We start from the raw sequence: 17748 nt of genomic DNA, 5'->3' as shown, positions 1-17748 counted from the left end.
ATCGTCTGTGTCCGAACATCCTGTTGCTCCCCAGCTAGTTCAGGCTCGGCCCCTTCCCGCCGGGATGCTGACCGGATGGGGCCATATCTGTGGTGCGGCACCCCGCCTCCACAGGACGTGGGGGCGGGGTGCAGGGCGCCATCATACGAAGACGATTTCAGGAACCTGATGACGCTTCCTTCATCTTCTCCAACACATGATCCAGGCTGAAACTGGCCGACTTCTGCCTGGGCGGAAACTCCTTGAACGTGGCCAGGAACTCGGCGATGACGGCCTGTGCCGGCACCAGCAGATAGATGTGCCGGAACATCCAGTCGTAGAACGTATTGGAGGTGATCTGCGCACGCTCGTAGGGGTCCATGCGCATGTTGAAGATGTAAGGCGTGCGCAGCACCACGAATGGCTCCTGCCAGATCTTCAAGGTCCCCTGCACGCGCTGCTCCATGAACAACATCTTCCAGTTGTCATAACGCAGCGCGGCGACATCACCGTCATCGGTGAAGTAGATGAAGCCCGGACGCGGACTCTTCTTCTCCTTGCCGGTCAGGTAAGGCACCAGGTTGTAGCCATCCAGGTGAACCTTGTAGGTGGTCTTGCCGATCTTGTAGCCCTTCTTCAACTTCTCCTTGATCTCCGGTTCGCCAGCGGCGGCCAGGATGGTCGGGAACCAGTCCAGATGGCTGACGATCTCGTTGGATTCGGACCCTGCCTCGATCCTTCCCGGGAAGCGCACCATGCAGGGAACCCGATAGGCGCCTTCCCAGCTGGAATTCTTCTCGTTGCGGAACGGCGTGGTGCCCGCATCCGGCCAGGTGTTCATGTGCGGGCCGTTGTCGGTGCTGTACTGGACGAAGGTGTCGTCGGCGATGCCGAGTTCATCCAGGAAGTCGAGCATCTCGCCGATGCACTTGTCATGATCAATCATCACGTCGTGGTATTCGGACTGCCAACGACCGGACTGCCCACGGCTTTCCGGCTTGACGTGGGTCCAGGCGTGCATGTGCGAGGTGTTGAACCAGACGAAGAAGGGCTCGCCGGCATCGTGCGCGGCCTGGATGAACTTCTTCGCACCGGCGAGGAACTCATCGTCACAGGTTTCCATGCGCTTGCGGGTCAGCGGGCCGGTGTTCTCGATCTTCTGCCCCCCCTTGCCGTCTGCCCAGCAATGCAGGACACCGCGCGGACCATACTTCTTCTTGAAGTCCGGGAAGTCCTTCTTGTTGGGATAGTCGACCTCCTCCGGCTCTTCTTCCGCATTGAGGTGGTAGAGGTTGCCGAAGAATTCGTCGAAGCCATGCATCGTTGGAAGATGCTCGTCACGATCGCCGAGATGGTTCTTGCCGAACTGGCCGGTCCGATAGCCCAAGGGCTTGAGTGCTTCGGCGATCGTGATGTCTTCGGCTTTCAGCCCCAACTCGGCACCCGGCAATCCGACCTTGGTCAATCCGGTACGCAGGCCGCACTGGCCGGTGATGAATGACGCACGCCCAGCGGTACAGCTCTGCTCGGCATACGAGTCGGTAAAGATCATTCCTTCCTTGGCGATGCGGTCGATGTTGGGCGTGCGATAACCCATCAAGCCCTTGGTGTAGCAGCTCAGGTTGGCCTGGCCGATGTCGTCTCCCCACATCACCAGGATGTTGGGCCGCTTGGCGTTGCTTGATTTGGTTGCCTTGGTTGTCATGGTTGCCACTCCAGTGATTGGGAAGCGCCTTCACTTCTGCCCCGCTCCACCCCGTGGTGCTCTGTGTCTGCGCCATTGAACGTAGGGAATGGCCACGACAGTCACCACGATCAGGTACAGCACGATCGTGGCGCCCAGCAGTGGCACGTCGGGGAAGTTGGTTTTTGCAATCGCCAGTGCGATCGCCGGATGCCGGCTTGCCGTGGACAGGGCCAGTACCGTTTGCCGCTCCGCGCTTCGTCCGGCGAGAACGTGCCCGACCAGCAGGCCGATCACGATGAAGGCGACGATGGCCACCACGGTTCCATTGCCGATCAGTGTCATCACCGCCGGCATCATGGCGTAGAGGACCAGTACAGCCATGGCGAGAAGGAGAACGAACGAGAGCAAGGACACCGGCCTGCTCAACCTGTCGGCAAGGTGAGGCCGGTAGGCCCGTACCAGCATGCCGAGCAGCAGTGGAGCCACGATCATGATCAGCACGACCTTGGCGATGGCCAGTGCCGACATCTGGAAGTCACGATCGAAGTACGTCCCGATCAGGGTGACCTGCAGCGGGACCACGACGATCGCCAACAGGCCCATCAGGGCCATCAGCCCCAGCGCGAATGCCCCTTCCCCACCGGCCTTGCTCTCCTTCTTTGGAAGCAACGGAGGGATCGGAGCGATCGCGAGCGCCACCAGGGCGATTTCCGTTGCCTGCGGCACCTCGAAGATCCGCACGATGAGAATGGCAACCAGCGGCATGGCCACGAACATGGCCAGCAGGCAGCGCAGCAGAAGACCCGGGCGGCGCACCACGTAAAGCGCATCGGTTACCGTCGCGGCCAGGCCGAACCCAAACACGGTGCCAAAGATGCTCGCCTGCAGGCAGTGCAGGATGACTGTCTGGGTCGTCATCGCAATGGATTCATGTCAATGGAAGGGTTGTTCACGGCTACTCCCCGCGCCTGCTGGCGAGTTGTTCCGGCGGGCGCTTCCACGGCCAGAATCCTTCCACTTCCAGAACCACCGACCAGCTCAGGAACGTGCGGATGATGACCAGCAGGCCCAGCGACAGGATCGCGCTCATGGCGCTGTCCAGCGCGACGGTGCGGACGATGTCGGCGGCCACCAGAATCTCCAGCCCCAGCAGCAGCGCACGTCCCAACCTGCGCCGGTAGCGCTCGTAGCTTTCCACGCGGTCCTTGTGCTGCACGACCATCGCCAGCAGGTAGACGACAGTGGAAACCACGATCGTCGCGACGATCAGACCAATCGCCACCAGCTCGATGCCGAGCGCGGACCATTCGACCCACTGGATGGCGGTTTCTTCACTCGGCATGGCTGTGGACTCAACGAGATGGGGCCGGCGCGGATGGAGGTGACTGCGCCGATGCCGCCAATGAATCCCTCGGCATGCAGGAGCTACCACCGTTATGGCAGCCAGATTGCCGTCTGTATCGCGCTGGCTTCCAGCGCTTAATTACCGAGTGATGCTAAGTAAATTTACGCTCCTCGCAGGCCCGTTGCGGTAGCCATAATGCGGTCGCACCGCTCCGCCATCGGCCCGATGCATCATCAAACGAGGTTCCCCGTGAAGCAGCCATGGTCCCTGATCGTGCCAGGCCTCGTGCTGGCGTTTCTCATCAGCGCATGTTTCCAGTCCTCACACGCGCAGGAGCCTGCCGCCTCCGAATCGGCAACGCTGCGCTACGCCAATCGCAACATCGCCAGCTTCCACGAGCCGTTGAGCGGTGCAGTTCCACATGTCCGCGCGGAACGTGCAACAGCGGTCCTGCGAACGCTGGACGATGCCGACAAGCTGCAACCCGTCAGCACCCGGGCTTTCCAGTACATGGACAGGCCGGCCGTTGCGGTCCAGGTTGGCAGTCACGTGATCTTTGCGCTGCTGCCGGGCGACACCGAAGCCGAGGGCCGGCCGTTGGAGCAGGAGGCGGCACGCGTGCGCGGCAACCTGCAGCAAGCATTTGAAGCAGAGCGCCAGCAGCGACGACCACAGATCCTGCTACGCGGCGTTCTGATTGCACTGGCTGCGACCGTGGTCGCGCTGATACTGGCGTGGCTGATCCGCGCCGGCACGCGTCGTCTCGAGCATTGGCTGCAGCTGCGTATCGAGCGGACCAAACCCAGGAGCCGCCTGCGCTGGCGCGACTACGTGCGCCCCCTTGTGACCCGTCTGTTCATTGTCCTGGCATGGTTGGCACAGCTCCTGGTGGTGTATGTCTGGCTGGCCGCCGTGCTTGCAGCGTTCCCGCTCACGCGGCCGCTGAGTGCGGGGCTGCAGGTGTTCTTTGCCGACAAGCTGCGGCAGCTTGCCCGCGGACTGGTGGAGGCATCCCCCGGCATCGTCACCGTCCTGCTGATCCTGTTTCTGACCCGTGCCGTTGCCGAGGGCGTGCGCCTGTTCTTCGACAACGTGCAGCGCCGCAGCATACGTGCCCCGTTCATCCATCCCGAAACTGCGTCGGCGACCAAGCGCCTGATCACCATCGCGGTGTGGGCGATGGGTGTGGCGATCGCCTATCCCTACATACCGGGTTCCAGCAGCGATGCGTTCAAGGGGGTATCGGTCATGTTGGGCATCGTCTTCACCTTGGGCTCGGCCGGCGTGGTCAACCAGTTGATGAGCGGCATGGTGGTGGTCTACTCGCGTGCGCTGCGACGTGGTGACATGGTCGAGATTGACGGCATCGAGGCGCGGGTCATGGAGGTCGGTAGCCTGGCCACCAAACTGGTCAACCTGAATCGCCAGGAGATCACCCTGCCCAACTCGCTGCTGGTGGGTAACGCTGTGCGCAACTACTCCAAGCTTGCCGACGATGGCGCTCCCATCTATCTGTCGGTCAAGGTCACCATCGGCTACGACGCGCCATGGCGCTTGGTGCATCAGATCCTGCTGGAAGCGGTCGCGGCGACGGACGATCTTTCCACCACTCCGACGCCGTTTGTACTGCAGCAGGCGCTGGGTGATTTCTATGTGGAGTACGAGGTGTTCGCGGCGCTTGAGGATGCCATCGAACGGCTTCCACGCAAACCCATGATCATGTCCACCCTGCACGCCAACATCCAGGACGCCTTCAACAACCATGGCGTGCAGATCATGTCGCCGCACTTTGAGGCGCAGCCCGAGGAAGCGGTCGTGGTGCCGCCATCCAAATGGTTCCCTGCCGGCGCGGTGGATGAAACACCGAAGGACGAGCCGCGACAATGAGGCCCGCTCACCGCGCCCCCATTGTGGCCGCACTGGAGTGCGTGCATCGCCGCTGTGATGCGTGGGCGTCGGGAGCATTCCGGGTGACCGGATCGAGGCTTGATCATTGAGCAGATGAATCCTGGCAGGAGCAACGCAAGCTGGACATCTTTCGCCTGCGCTGCATCGTTGCATCTGCCATCCGGCCCGTATTCCTGTGGTCAGCTGCTGCGCAGTCAACAGCAATGTCGACATGCGCGGCAACGCGTTTCCCCCACAACATCGGGCGACCACACATTATCTGCACATCGATGACCCGGGTGCAGTTCGGCAGGAACCACCACCAACGTCATTGACGTCTAGGCATGGAGATCTTCCCCTGCACATGAACGCTCCAGCTGCTCGGAGCGACGTCAACACGCGGGTGACCATTCACAGGCCAAATCCAGGTATTTGGGAACAAATACTGATGGCGGCTAAGTAGCTTTACAGAAGCAACCAGCCGATCGGACGTGGTGCAGTGTGGGTTCTCTCACGCAGCTTGCGAATCGCCCCGACAGCTCCATTGTTGGGCACCACGTCACAACAGGGACTCACCTGCATCGGCGAGCAGATGAATGTCCAAAGAAAGAAGCCCTCCCCCCCTGTCATTCGCCCCCAGTAATCCCGCGCTGCTCTCGCTGCTTCCGGATGCAATCCCCCCAGAATGGAAACCGTAGGATCACCGACATGACCAACAAGAAGTTCAAGGGTGTTATCAAACTCGACATTCGCGACTCAAAGGCTGATTGGGACCCGTTCCTGCCGCCCAAGGCGCCCGACGGCGCCCCGAATATCCTGATAGTTCTCTATGACGACACCGGTCAGGCCGCATGGCAGCCCTACGGCGGCGCGATCAACATGCCAACCTTGCAGAAGCTTGCGGACAACGGGTTGACCTATACCCAGTGGCACACCACTGCGCTGTGCTCGCCTACCCGCTCCTGCTTTCTGACCGGGCGCAACCATCATCTCAATGGCATGTCCGCCATCACCGAAACGGCCAACGGCTTCCCGGGCTGGTCCGGGCGCGTGCCTGAAGAATGCATGTCGGTGGGGCAGATGCTGCAGGACACCGGATACAGCACCTTCTGGATCGGCAAGGATCACAACGTGCCCGAGCCGGACATCTGTTCCGGCGGCCCGAAATCCGAGTGGCCATTGCAGAAGGGCTTTGACCGTTTCTACGGTTTCCTGGGCGGCGAGACCAACCAGTGGTATCCCGACCTGACCCAGGACAACCTGTTCATCGATCAGCCTTACGGCCCCGAGGACGGCTATCACCTGTCCAAGGATCTGGCCGATCAGGCACTGCAGATGATCCGCGACCAGAAGGCCTCCAACCCCTCCAAGCCCTGGTTCATGTGGTTCTGCCCGGGCGCAAACCATGCGCCGCACCATGCACCCCAGGAATACGTCGACAAGTACAAGGGAAAATTCGACGAGGGCTACGACGCATATCGCAAATGGGTCGTGCCACGCATGATCGAGAAAGGCCTGCTGCCGCCCGGAACCGCCGTTCCGGAATTCAATCCCATGCCTGAGGATCAGGCCAACCCGGCCGACTACGTCAAACCCTGGGATTCACTGAGCGCCGATGAGAAGAAGCTGTTCGCGCGCATGGCCGAGGTCTATGCAGGATTCTCCGAATACACCGATGCCCAGGTCGGCCGGATCGTCGATTACCTCGAGAAGAGTGGGCAGCTGGACAACACCATCGTCTTCTACTGCTCCGACAACGGCGCCTCTGGTGAGGGCAGCCCCACCGGCTCGGTGAACGAGAACAAGTTCTTCAACAACTACCCGGACTCTCTGGAAGAGAATCTGAAGTACCTGGACGTACTGGGTGGGCCGGAGACCTACAACCACTATCCGACCGGTTGGGCCGCTGCGTTCTCGGCTCCGTACAAGATGTTCAAGCGCTACTCCGAGTATGCGGGCGGCACCTGTTGCCCCATGGTCATTCACTGGCCCAAGGGCATCAAGGCCAAGGGCGAGGTGCGCAATCAGTATCACCACGCCGTGGACATCGTCCCGACCATCCTGGAATCCATCGGCATCCAGATGCCCGATACCTATCGTGGCGCCAAGCAGCACCCGCTTTCCGGTGTGTCGATGAAGTACTCGTTCGAGAAGGACGGCCCGACCCAGAAGAGGCGCCAGTACTACGCGATGCTGGGCACACGGGGCATCTGGGAGAACGGCTGGAAGGCGGCTGCGGTGCATGCTCCACTGACCAGCAAGGGGCATTTCGACAAGGACCGCTGGGAGCTCTACAACGTGGACGAGGACCGCTCGGAGTCCAAAGACCTGTCCAAGGAGCATCCGGACAAGCTCAAGGCACTGATCGATGCCTGGTTCGAGGAGGCCGACACCAACAACGTCCTGCCGCTGGACGACCGCACCGCCGCCGAGGTGCTGGGCACGGAACGGCCGACCACCGAAGCCCCCCGTGAGCGCTATCTCTACTATCCGGGCACCTCCCCGGTTCCGGAAGGCGTAGCGGTCAACGTGCGTGGGCGCTCCTACAAGATACTGGCCGACGTTGAGATCAAGGATGCCAATTGCTCCGGCGTCATCTTCGCCCACGGTTCGCGCTTCGGCGGCCACAGCCTGTTCATCAAGGACAAGCGGCTCTACTACGTCTACAACTTCCTGGGCATCAAACCCGAACAGAAGTTCGTGTCGAAAACCGAGCTGAAGCCTGGCAAGTACACGCTTGGCATGGAGTTCGAGCGCACCGGTGCAGGTGAGCACGGCGAATCGCTGGGCAAGACGAAGCTGTATGTCAATGACAAAGTCGAGGCCGAGGGAGACATGAAGACCCAGCTCGGCAAGTTCACCTTGTCCGGTGACGGCCTCTGCATCGGCCGCGACAGCGGCGATGCGGTGAGCTCGGAGTACACCACCCCGGGCGAATTCAAGGGCGGCGAGATCCTCGGTGTAGGTGTGACCGTGGAGAAGGCGCAGTACATCGACCTTGAGAAGCTGGCGGCGGCGGCATTTGCTGCCGACTAGGTTCACGGCGGCGCCGATGCTGTCGGCGCCGCCTGCTTCGCCCGATCGATACTTTTGAAGATTCCCCGTTTCAGGACTTTCGCATGGCCACCGACACACAATCTTCCGCATCCAATGCGTCGGACCAAGTAGCCGGTTCGCTGTCAAACGATCTGGCCCGTGGACGAACCCACATGGCCAACGAGCGCACCCATCTCGCCTATCTTCGTACCACGGTGTCCCTCATCGGCTTTGGCATCACCATCAACCGCTTCAGCACCTACCTCATCGAGAACGATCAAGGGCCGCAGGGCGGGCGCCTGTTCCTTCACGACGCAAGCAACGCGGGCATTGGCATGGTGGTACTGGGCCTGGCACTTCTGCTGTGGTCACTCATACGTTATTGGAAAGTAAGCCAGGACATTGAAAGAGGAGTGCTTGTCCCCCGCCATCGCGCCAACTTCGTCTTCAGCCTTGGGTTGTTGCTGCTGGGTGGGTTGACCGCACTGTGGCTATTCACGGATCAATGAGCACCGCACATCACCGGCCATGAAGCCCGGAGGATTCTTGAACATGTCACCCAGGCTGCCTGCATGCGGTCTCCTGGCGATCGCACTGATTGGGCCTGGTTGCGTGACGATGGGGCCACAAAGCATTCCGCGCGATCGACTGGGCTATTCCAGCGCCATCGGTGAGTCCTGGAAAGAGCAGACCTTGCTCAACATCGTTCGCCTGCGCTATGCGGATGCGCCCATGTTCCTCGACGTTTCATCCGTCGTCGCTTCCTACTCGACCGAGGGGCAACTGGATGCCGGCGTCAACTTCCCGGCCCACGCTTCGGCCAACTCCGCTATCGGTGGCTATGGGCGTTTCACCAACAAGCCCACCATCTCCTACGCGCCCCTGACAGGTGACAAGTTCACTCAGGGCCTGTTGCGGCCGATTCCGCCGGCGTCCGTGTTCCAGATGATCCAGGCAGGGTATCCGGCCGACTTCATCCTCAGCGCCACCACGCGCGCCCTGAACGGAAACTACAACCGCTCAGCGGGAGTCAACGCCCGCCCATCCGATCCGCAGTTCGTGGAGCTCAGCGAGCTGCTCCGCCGCATACAGCGCTCGGAAGGCCTGGGGATGCGCATCGAAAAACGCGAGAATGGTGACACGACACTGCTGTTCTTCCGCGGCGGTGCCAACGCGCAACTTGACGAGGATATCGCTCGTGTCCGGAAGCTGCTGGGTGTCAAGCAGTCTGCCGAGTTCAACCTGGTCTATGGCGCTACCGCACGAAACGATTCGGAGATCGCGCTGCTGACGCGCTCGATGCTGGAAATACTGCTGGACTTCTCCAACTGCATTGATGTCCCTGCCGAGCATATTGCCGAGGGGCGGACGACGCCCGGTTACCGGCTGGCGGGCACGGAGAACTCGGCAGGCCCACCGCTGGCGACCATACATAGCGGACCCCAACCGCCTGCAGATGCTTATGTGGCGGTGCGCTATCGTCAAACCTGGTTCTGGGTCGACGACCGGGACATGCCGTCCAAGCGCGCCTTCGCGTTCACGATGATGTTCTTTTCACTGGCCGAGACAGGAAGTTCGGCACCGATGCCGGTCCTCACGATCGGCGCGGACTAGGACGTCCGCCGGTACCGTGGCCCATCAACCATCAGCCTGCCAGGTTCGGGCGGATGTCCTGACGCTGTACGCGTGGAACTACATCCAACGCGAAAGCCGGCGCTTCCATTTGACCTCAGCTGACCAACGGCGGCTGAGGAGTCGGCGCGGCCTGATGGAGGCTGCGCTGCAGGTCCAGCATCGGGTCCTGCGGCACGCTGGTGGCTCCTGTGCTGGGAAGGTCAAGGTCCAGCACCAGTCCGACAGCAAGCGAGAACAACAGCAACAGCAAGGCGGTCGCCTTGCGCTGCCGATAGCGTTCGTAACCCACCAACCCCGCAGACAGGATGGCAAAGATGAACAGCATGCGCAGGATGCGCGGAGGGATGTGATCCTGACGTGCCGCGTAGCGCTCCGCAGCCAGATCAATCGACTCATTGGTGGTACTGACGATGAGTGATGCGCGGGGAGTATCACGGAACGTGGCGATGCCATGCCTCATTGCGATCCAGAGTTCATTCTGCAGCGCCACCGTTCGTGCGAACTGCCGCATCTCCTCACCAGCATCGGCGGCATTGGCGAAATCGACGCGGGCATCAACGTACCGCCGCAGGACCTCCCGCATCCGCTCACCATCCCTGGGTTCCAGCAGATCCGTACGCAGCCAGGTGGTTCCGATTGCGTTTGCTTCCTTGACCACCAGCTCGCGTCGTTCGTCATATCGGCCCAACGCAAGCGAGAACGTAAAGCCGATCAGCAACGCAAGCAGCCCCATGACCGACGTCATCGCGAAACCATCTTCCTTGGCGCCGTCAGAGTCCACCGGCTTGCTTGAGATCGTGGCTTCTGCGGGTTCGCGCGATAGCCTCAGCCGGTGCAGGCGCAGACGAATCCCGATCTCACGCGCCACCATCAATGCGACGAAGAACAAAAGAGTCAGCAACCACAGCGGCATGTATGGATAGGAACCGGAAAAGATCATTGCGGCCTCATCTGGGGCGGTAAAAGCAAGCTGGAGCGCGGATACAGAATCGTCTGTTCAACTGGCCGGAATCATGTATGCCGACAAGTGGATCTACGCCGTTCCTGCCTACCCGGCGTTCGCACATCAGAGCCTGCCTGCGCTGTAGCGGGACTACTTCGCCCCTATCTCAGCTCTTCAGGGGCGTTTGCATTGCGAATCGAAGCCTGCTCGCTTGCGGCATTCTCAAGATCGCGCTCAAGAAAGAAATTGAGGAACGTTCGGATGACGGCGATGGAGGCAAGCTGTCCAATATCCGTCCAGCTTGGTGCTATTGCGGTGCGCACGATGTCGGCGGCCAGCATGAACTCCAGGCCGAGAAGCAACCAGCGCGCCAAGCTCAACCAGGCAGCCCGACGCGCACCATGGCTACCCAGACGAATGCGGAACGCCGGGGCAAGGCGGTATAAGGCGTCGATGCTTCCAGCCACGATCGTCAGGACGGAAAGGCACTCAAGAACGAGGGCGATCCATGAACTGATGGAACGGAACAGCTCTTCCATAACGGCCTCCCGTAATCGTACAAGCAGCAATTGTCCGGGCCGGATAACGCACGCTCGTTCTCATGACTGGAGCTCGACCGGAACTGACGCCTGAAATTGTAGGGTGTCGGGATGTCGCTTTCCTCAGTACTTCTACTGTCGGCACCTTCAATGGAGTTCTCCGCGAATCCTCCATCCAACGCTGGGTCGCCAACCGTCACCTCACTGGAGAGACGATTTCCAGAAGCCGAAGTTTCGCTGCGAACAACGATGACGCCAGAGCGAAGCGAGGCCAGGAAGGCCAAGTCACCATCGTTGCGTTCGGAACATCAACTGCCGGTACGGGAGATTGAACGCCTGGCGGCCGGGCCATTCCCATCAGCAGCGCGGACACCCATTGTTCCGCAGCGGTTGTTGTCCATTGCATCCTGCATCGCGGTGCAGATCACCCACTGCGAAGTACCCGGTGAACGGGCTGCCTGTCTGCTTGGACTCCTCACGGAGGATTCAGCCCTTAAAGCAAACCGAGCTGCGATGCCTTCAGCGTCGCAGCGGCACGTGTGGAACAATCCAGCTTTCTGAAAATGCTTTCCACATGTGTGCGAACAGTGCTCGGGCTTATCGACAACCTCTGCGCTGCAACCTTGTTGCTCGCGCCCAGGCTGATCCAACGCAGCACATCTCTCTCCCGTCCTGACAGGAGATCAGTCACGACACCTGCAGGAGTGGCCACGGCAGGCAGCGCGGCCTGATCCAGCAACGCATGCACGACGCTCAGATCGTAGCGGCCTGTTTTTGCATCCGCCAAGAGTATGGCGCTGGCGTGCTCCAGATCGAATTTCTGGCGCCAAGGTCTGTCAGCCTGCAAGGCCGCCAGGCTGACGCTTGCAGCAAGAATTCTTCCTTCCAGAGGGAACCCCGCCTGCCGGCATTCGCGGAAGTACCCTGAGCCATCCGGTTGCTCATATGCGTATGAAGCGATTTCGGCTTCAGCGGCGAGCGACCCCACCTGCCGTGCGGCCCTGCCCGTCCAGTAGGGAGCCAGGCGTACGCGCTCCCATGCGGCCCTTCCGAGCCGGCCCGGCGTATCCCAGATTGGATTGGGCACCGAGGCGCGCCCCATGCCGTGGATGAGTGCAGCACGGTACACCCGCATCTCCACCTCCTGCTCCAGCCCCAATTGCCGTGCTGCCTTGCGCGCAAGACGCGCCACCTGTCTTGAATGCCCCGTCATCCAGGGCAGCTTCAGATCGATCACATGCGCCATGATCTCAAGCGACGTCGTGCGGTTCCCGACGGAATTCTCTCTGGGTTCGCACTCTCGCGACAAACCTTCTTCATCCAGTGCGGCGAGCCACTGCGGAGCGCGATTGACGACGTGTCGGGCAAGCTCCGCCGGGTACAGGTGGCCGGTGCGCTGTTGGATCAACGCCAGTGCCTGCTCCTTTCCGTACAGCCTGGCGAAGATTTCCAGATCCCCGGCCAATGCGGCGCAGTACACCTCCATCGGCACCGCGTTGCCTTTCAGACCTGACGGCGCACCATTGCCGTCAAAGCTCTCGAAAAGGTGGCGCAGCGCGTACTGGGCCTCCATGTCCAACCCAAGCTGCACTGCGATGTCTCCCGATACTTCGCAGTGGATACGCGACAGCGTCTGGAACGCGGACTGCTCCGCGTGGGTTCCGCTGCGAAAGCCACCTTCTGGTGATTGCGCGGAAAGCAATGCGTTGCGACCACTGACGTCGTCGCCAAACAACTGCGCGAAGTCGGGCGCGTTTGCCGTGCAACCGGACCAGCGCAGCAGGCTGACGGTCATGGCACGGGTGCTTGTGGTGTCGTTGGCACCGGCATCCCGGGATATCTGAGCGGCGATCCAGGCAGCGCGTTGCGAATGATCCGTGGGCTGGCCCATCGCCAGGTCCCCCACGAACGCCAATGCCCGGACAGCGTCAAACAACGGGACAGCTGAATCATTCATGCAGCCACCTGTTGGCACGAACCATGGCGGGAATGAGGCCGATGCGCCACATCACAGCCTCCGTCATTCAACCGATGGTAGCCGTTCTTCCGGAGGCGCAAAGTAATTCCACGGTGGTTGGGACCCAATCCACTGCCGGAGCAAACCCGGAACCACATACCCCTCTCCTGGAGAAATTCCATGAAACTGAACTCCTTCGCCCTGGCCTCCCTCGCCGCCTTCGGCATGGCCACCTCCGCCGTGGCCAGCCAACCCGGCCCCAATCCCGGCATCATCAAGAATGTAGTCCTGGTCCACGGCGGATTCGTCGATGGCTCTGGCTGGAGCAAGGTCTACCAGCAACTGAAAAAGGACGGCTACAACGTCAGCATCGTCCAGAATCCCACCACCTCGCTGGCTGACGACGTTGCCTTCACCAAGCGCGCCATCGCCAGGATGGACGGCCCGGTGGTCCTGGTCGGTCACTCCTATGGTGGCGTGGTCATTTCCGAAGCCGGCACCGACCCCAAGGTTGAGCGCCTGGTCTACATCGCCGCCTTTGCCCCAGACGCTGGCGAGTCCGTGCAGTCGCTGATCGCCAATCCCCCGCCGGGCGCGCCGGCTCCCCCGATCCTGCCGCCGCAGGATGGTTTCCTGTTCCTGGACAGCGCCAAGTTCGCCGATTCCTTTGCTGCCGATGTGACACCGGAAGAGGCAGCCCTGATGGCCGATTCGCAGGTGCCCTGGGGAGTGAACGCACTTGCAGGGTCGGTGAGCGTTCCGGCCTGGAAGTCCAAGCCAAGTTGGTATCTGGTCGCGAAGGACGACAAGATGATTCCGCCGCCGGCGCAGCGGCAAATGGCGCAGCGTGCAGGCGCAGACGTCAAGGAAGTTGCCGGCAGCCATGCGATCTACGTCTCCCAGCCGCAGGCGGTGGTCAGCCTGATCGAACAGGCGGCCAAGGGTGCCAGGTAAGCCGCCAGCCGACGGACGAAGGCACCGGCCGGTGCCCTTCGTCCGTTGGCGGCCCTTGAGTCGGAGACCGCGCGTAACGACGACGCATGCAGGGCCAGCCTGATACAGGCCCACAGGCCTGCCTGGACGCCCTCGGCTGCAGTGGACGTGACCCGCCGATAAAAGGCGCTGCTCGAGGGACCGGCAAAGCAGGAATCACCAGCGATGATCCCGCCAGCTCCGCTTTCCAGCGCGGACGCTTCGCGGTAGAGCGCGCGCGAGGTGCCCCACGCCCCTGACCGCCCCCCCCGGAGCAGATGACTTGAGCCCGATTCCCAAGCCGCGGCGCGGACACACCTCGACCGATCACGATCCGTAACCAAGGTTCCAGTTAGGCATGCGCTATTGGCAGCTACCGGCTTGCCACCTATTGTCGCCGGTGTCAGAGAATCGCGGATTCCTACCCAGGTGGAAATCCGATAGCCGACCGAGACGACCAGAACGCCATGCCCGAGAAGAGCACAAGTCGGATATCTGCCCCAGCCGCGCTTGCCGGGATCATCGGCAGCGCGCCTCCAGTCAGCGAAGCGGAACTGAAGGACGCAACCCGTCTTACCCGGCCGTGGGGGCATGGTGCATTACACAGCCATCTGGGGCCGATGGACGGCCACGTCATCATCACCTACTACGGTGAGCCACAGCAGATCGTCTGGCGCACGGGCGGAGAGCGGCTGATATCCACCACCCAGAATGGGTCGATCACCATCATCCCCCAGGGTCACGACGGCGACTGGGATATCGCAGGGGACATCGGGGTTTCCCATGTATTTCTGTCTGATCAACGGTTGCGGGAAAGTGCGGAGCGGATCGGAAGCAGCAACGCACTTGAGTTGCTTCCGCGTGTGGGCGCCGCCGATCCTGTCGCCTCGCGGGTGATGGAGATGCTTGGCCGTGAAGCGGATGTGGCAGATCCATCGTCCCGACTGTTCGTCGAACAGGCGACGGATCTGCTGGTTACCCAACTGCTGCGCGCGCACACCTCGAACTTCTCACCCGACGGACATGCGCGCCAGCGCGGTCTGGCGACGTGGCAGGTCAAGAAAGTAACAACCTACATGCGTGAGCGTTTGGGCGCGCCCATCGGGCTCGATGATCTGGCCGGCATTGCCGGACTGAGCCGGTTCCACTTCTGCACTGCTTTCCGCGTAGCCACGGGAACCACGCCACACGAATGGCTGGTACGCCTGCGCATCGAGAAGGCACGCCAACTGCTGGCCGACCAGAAGCTGCCGATTACCGACATCGCGCTGGCGGTTGGATATGAAACCCCTTCATCATTCGCCGCTGCGTTCCGAAAGATCGCAGGGACCACACCCACGGCTTTCCGTCGCAGCGCGTAACCCACATTGGCGGCCAATCAGTTTCGGTCCAGCTCGACTGATCGGCCGCAAGCGGGTCCTATGCTGCCCGTGCTGCGTAGTCGGTTGAGACCGACACCTCATGCCACTGCGCAAGGATGGCTGCATCCGTATCGTGCTTGGACTTCAGGGCAGCCACCGTGTCGCTGCCAAGCGGAAGACGCACGGGCGGGTTGGCCATCTCGGCAAACGCGACCAGCACCTGAGCCAGCCGTTGAGGATCTCCCGGTTGGAGATGATTCAACTCCGCAGCTGCACCTCGTACCCGTCCGGCCGTGTTGTTGTAGTCGCTGATCGACGTACCGCTGATGGTCAGTGAGGTTGAATCCAGAAAGTCGGTGCGAAAGTAGCCGGGCTCGACCACGGTGACGTGAATGCCGAGCGGCTCCAGTTCTGCATGCAGCGCCTCCGAAAGGCCTTCCACTGCGAACTTGGTCGAGCAATACACCCCAAAACCGGCAGCCGCCCGATATCCGCCGATCGAGGAGATGTTGAGAATGCGGCCGGAGCGCTGCGCCCGCATGTGGGGAAGCACGGTGCGGGTAACGGTCAGCAGCCCGAATACGTTGGTGCGATAGAGTCTTTCGACTTCCTCGCTTGTAGCCTCCTCGACCGCCCCCAACAGACCGTACCCGGCATTGTTCAGCAGTACGTCAATGCGACCAAACCGCTCGATGGCCTGGTCCACCGCCAGCTTCGCCTGGGTTTGATCGGTGACGTCGAGCGCAACGGACAGCAGGTTCGCGTGCTGGCCCAGGCGTTCAGTGACGGCTTCGGGATTGCGGGCCGTGGCCACGACATTGTCTCCATTGGCGAGGGCACGCTGTGCGATCAGGGCGCCGAAGCCGCGTGATGCCCCGGTAATGAACCATGTTTTCATTGGATATCTCCTTGTGCACCAGAGAGGAAGGATCGCGGTGTCCGCGATCCCCCTGATGGAGTTGTGATGCGGACTGGGGCCTATTGCACCGGATGCACGCGCGTCCAGAGATCGTTGAAGGCGATGCTGTCGAAGAACGCCGATGCCTGGACTATCCGCCCGTCGCGCAACTCCAGAAACCACGCGTAGGTGTTTGCATAGGTCTTTCCATCGCGCGCCGTTCCACTGGCATCGAAGAACACGATGACGGTGTCACCATCCCGATACAGACTGCGTATGGTCGGTCTCAGGCCGGTGCTCATCCGCGCATTGAACGGCCGGATGACCTCGCTCATGAATGCCTCGCGACTGCTGTAGGTCCTGGAGGCCAGCGAGTTGCCGGTGATGGTCCACACGGCGTCATCGGCAAGCAGTGCGTAGGGACCGCCCGTACCTGCTGCCCAGTCGTCGAATGCCTTGCGCACGATGGCCACGTTGCCGTCATTTGCCTGCGCTGCGACGGGCGCGCCAAGAACACCTGCAATAGTCAGCAGGATGGTAGCGATACGGGGGCCAAAAACTGAAGATTTCATGTGAGTGTCCTCGAGAAGCCCCCGGACCGGAGTGGTGTGCACGCCGATCCGAGGGTGAGCAGTGGTCAGATCGCGTTGTCCCAGGCAGCGCTCTGGTGCGCCTTGAGCATGTCTTCGATTGCCTTCGGCATGACGTTGCGGAACTTGCCGGTGTCCGCCGGAACGACCTCGATCATGCGATCGATCATTTCCTGCGCATCCATCTTTCCTTCGGGCGTGGCGAAGAAATCATCGAAGCCCTTGCGCAGGTCGGCGCGCTTGGTGAAGTGAACTTCTTCGTCCAGCCAACGGAACGGGTTGTCCGCCATCGTCTCGTTGTAACCGGTGTAGTACGCACCAGGATTGATGGTCTGGATCTTCACGCCATAGGCGGCCAGTTCCTGCTGCAACGCCTCGGCAATCGATTCCAGTGCGTGCTTGGTGGAGACGTAGGTGCCCCAGTTCGCCGGGGTGAACAAGCCGCCCATCGACGAGGTGAACACCACCTTCTTGCCGCGAGCGCTGCCCTCCTTGATCCACTTGCGCAGTACGTCCTGGGTCAATTGCAGCGGCAGGAAGACGTTGACCTCGAAGTTCTTGCGAACCAGCTCCAGTGGAATCTCCCAGACCGGACCGGCCTCGCCCATACCGGCGTTGTTCCACAGGATGTCGAAGTCCCAGGTAAGGGCCTGCTTGATGTCATAGGGATCGGTCAGGTCCAGGCGCTGGACCGTGATCCTGTCGGCCAGACCCAGGCGCGCTACTTCCTCGCGCAACGGTGTGACCTGCGAGGCCACGTGGACGGTGGCGATGATGTTGTGGCCGTTGCGGGCCATGCCAATGGCAGCGCCCTTGCCGAAGCCGCCGGCAGCGCCGGTGATCAGGATGGTCTTAGTGTTGTTGGTGTTGGTGTTCATGTCGTTCTCCAGAAGGTTGTGTTGGAAGCAGGTACGCGATG

15 protein-coding genes are annotated in these 17748 nt (G+C 61.4%); 6 read left to right on the top strand and 9 right to left on the bottom strand.

Features of this window, described 5'->3' with window-relative positions:
* Positions 1-157: 157 nt before the first annotated feature.
* The 3 genes from LR961_RS09635 to LR961_RS09625 are packed head-to-tail and all read right to left on the bottom strand — an operon-like array spanning position 158 to position 3008.
* Positions 158-1684 carry an arylsulfatase gene (locus LR961_RS09635; protein WP_232148622.1) on the bottom strand — a complete coding sequence of 509 codons (1527 nt, stop codon included), beginning with the start codon at positions 1682-1684 and terminating at the stop codon, positions 158-160.
* 30 nt (positions 1685-1714) lie between these two features.
* On the bottom strand, positions 1715-2584 hold the full coding sequence (locus tag LR961_RS09630; protein ID WP_232148616.1) for a hypothetical protein: 870 nt from the start codon (positions 2582-2584) through the stop codon (positions 1715-1717).
* Positions 2585-2621: 37 nt separating this feature from the next.
* Positions 2622-3008, bottom strand: a complete 387-nt coding sequence (locus LR961_RS09625; RefSeq protein WP_232148614.1) for a DUF1622 domain-containing protein — start codon at positions 3006-3008, stop codon at positions 2622-2624.
* Between the two features lie 252 nt (positions 3009-3260).
* Between LR961_RS09625 and LR961_RS09620 the strand changes: the two genes are divergently transcribed.
* The 4 genes from LR961_RS09620 to LR961_RS09605 all read left to right on the top strand — a co-directional run bounded on the left by LR961_RS09620 (position 3261) and on the right by LR961_RS09605 (position 9548).
* On the top strand, positions 3261-4898 hold the full coding sequence (locus LR961_RS09620; RefSeq protein ID WP_232148613.1) for a mechanosensitive ion channel domain-containing protein: 1638 nt from the start codon (positions 3261-3263) through the stop codon (positions 4896-4898).
* A 708-nt stretch (positions 4899-5606) separates the two neighbouring features.
* Complete coding sequence (locus tag LR961_RS09615) at positions 5607-7934, top strand: arylsulfatase (protein WP_232148612.1); 2328 nt, start codon at positions 5607-5609, stop codon at positions 7932-7934.
* 83 nt (positions 7935-8017) lie between these two features.
* Positions 8018-8443 (top strand): DUF202 domain-containing protein, encoded by a 426-nt coding sequence (locus tag LR961_RS09610; RefSeq protein WP_232148611.1) that lies wholly within the window; start codon positions 8018-8020, stop codon positions 8441-8443.
* Positions 8444-8480: 37 nt separating this feature from the next.
* On the top strand, positions 8481-9548 hold the full coding sequence (locus LR961_RS09605; protein WP_232148609.1) for a hypothetical protein: 1068 nt from the start codon (positions 8481-8483) through the stop codon (positions 9546-9548).
* Between the two features lie 115 nt (positions 9549-9663).
* Here the strand turns inward: LR961_RS09605 and LR961_RS09600 are convergent, their stop codons facing one another.
* The 3 genes from LR961_RS09600 to LR961_RS09590 form a co-directional block, all read right to left on the bottom strand.
* Entirely contained in the window at positions 9664-10509 is an 846-nt protein-coding gene (locus LR961_RS09600) for a hypothetical protein (RefSeq protein WP_232148607.1), read from the bottom strand.
* A 164-nt stretch (positions 10510-10673) separates the two neighbouring features.
* Positions 10674-11051 (bottom strand): DUF1622 domain-containing protein, encoded by a 378-nt coding sequence (locus tag LR961_RS09595; protein WP_232148606.1) that lies wholly within the window; start codon positions 11049-11051, stop codon positions 10674-10676.
* A 493-nt stretch (positions 11052-11544) separates the two neighbouring features.
* Complete coding sequence (locus LR961_RS09590; RefSeq protein WP_232148604.1) at positions 11545-13008, bottom strand: HD domain-containing phosphohydrolase; 1464 nt, start codon at positions 13006-13008, stop codon at positions 11545-11547.
* A gap of 180 nt (positions 13009-13188) precedes the next feature.
* Between LR961_RS09590 and LR961_RS09585 the strand changes: the two genes are divergently transcribed.
* Positions 13189-13962 carry an alpha/beta hydrolase gene (locus LR961_RS09585; RefSeq protein ID WP_232148603.1) on the top strand — a complete coding sequence of 258 codons (774 nt, stop codon included), beginning with the start codon at positions 13189-13191 and terminating at the stop codon, positions 13960-13962.
* Positions 13963-14447: 485 nt separating this feature from the next.
* Positions 14448-15341 (top strand): AraC family transcriptional regulator, encoded by an 894-nt coding sequence (locus LR961_RS09580; protein ID WP_232148602.1) that lies wholly within the window; start codon positions 14448-14450, stop codon positions 15339-15341.
* A gap of 58 nt (positions 15342-15399) precedes the next feature.
* Here LR961_RS09580 and LR961_RS09575 read toward each other — a convergent pair whose 3' ends face one another.
* The 3 genes from LR961_RS09575 to LR961_RS09565 all read right to left on the bottom strand — a co-directional run bounded on the left by LR961_RS09575 (position 15400) and on the right by LR961_RS09565 (position 17707).
* A complete protein-coding gene (locus LR961_RS09575) occupies positions 15400-16239 on the bottom strand; it encodes an oxidoreductase (protein WP_232148601.1) in 840 nt (279 codons plus the stop codon).
* A gap of 80 nt (positions 16240-16319) precedes the next feature.
* Positions 16320-16811 (bottom strand): nuclear transport factor 2 family protein, encoded by a 492-nt coding sequence (locus LR961_RS09570; RefSeq protein WP_232148599.1) that lies wholly within the window; start codon positions 16809-16811, stop codon positions 16320-16322.
* Positions 16812-16876: 65 nt separating this feature from the next.
* Positions 16877-17707, bottom strand: coding sequence for an SDR family oxidoreductase (locus tag LR961_RS09565; protein WP_232148598.1), 831 nt, complete (start codon positions 17705-17707; stop codon positions 16877-16879).
* Positions 17708-17748 lie beyond the last annotated feature (41 nt).

This window comes from Stenotrophomonas sp. SY1, from assembly GCF_021202945.1.
Taxonomy (GTDB): domain Bacteria; phylum Pseudomonadota; class Gammaproteobacteria; order Xanthomonadales; family Xanthomonadaceae; genus Stenotrophomonas.
This window is presented reverse-complemented; position numbering and strand designations above follow the sequence as displayed.

Coding starts and splice junctions, on each gene's coding strand:
- LR961_RS09635 (WP_232148622.1), bottom strand. CDS start 1,684: ATGACAACCAAGGCAACCAAATCAAGCAACGCCAAGCGGCCCAACATC.
- LR961_RS09630 (WP_232148616.1), bottom strand. CDS start 2,584: ATGACGACCCAGACAGTCATCCTGCACTGCCTGCAGGCGAGCATCTTT.
- LR961_RS09625 (WP_232148614.1), bottom strand. CDS start 3,008: ATGCCGAGTGAAGAAACCGCCATCCAGTGGGTCGAATGGTCCGCGCTC.
- LR961_RS09615 (WP_232148612.1), top strand. CDS start 5,607: ATGACCAACAAGAAGTTCAAGGGTGTTATCAAACTCGACATTCGCGAC.
- LR961_RS09610 (WP_232148611.1), top strand. CDS start 8,018: ATGGCCACCGACACACAATCTTCCGCATCCAATGCGTCGGACCAAGTA.
- LR961_RS09600 (WP_232148607.1), bottom strand. CDS start 10,509: ATGATCTTTTCCGGTTCCTATCCATACATGCCGCTGTGGTTGCTGACT.
- LR961_RS09595 (WP_232148606.1), bottom strand. CDS start 11,051: ATGGAAGAGCTGTTCCGTTCCATCAGTTCATGGATCGCCCTCGTTCTT.
- LR961_RS09590 (WP_232148604.1), bottom strand. CDS start 13,008: ATGAATGATTCAGCTGTCCCGTTGTTTGACGCTGTCCGGGCATTGGCG.
- LR961_RS09585 (WP_232148603.1), top strand. CDS start 13,189: ATGAAACTGAACTCCTTCGCCCTGGCCTCCCTCGCCGCCTTCGGCATG.
- LR961_RS09580 (WP_232148602.1), top strand. CDS start 14,448: ATGCCCGAGAAGAGCACAAGTCGGATATCTGCCCCAGCCGCGCTTGCC.
- LR961_RS09575 (WP_232148601.1), bottom strand. CDS start 16,239: ATGAAAACATGGTTCATTACCGGGGCATCACGCGGCTTCGGCGCCCTG.
- LR961_RS09570 (WP_232148599.1), bottom strand. CDS start 16,811: ATGAAATCTTCAGTTTTTGGCCCCCGTATCGCTACCATCCTGCTGACT.
- LR961_RS09565 (WP_232148598.1), bottom strand. CDS start 17,707: ATGAACACCAACACCAACAACACTAAGACCATCCTGATCACCGGCGCT.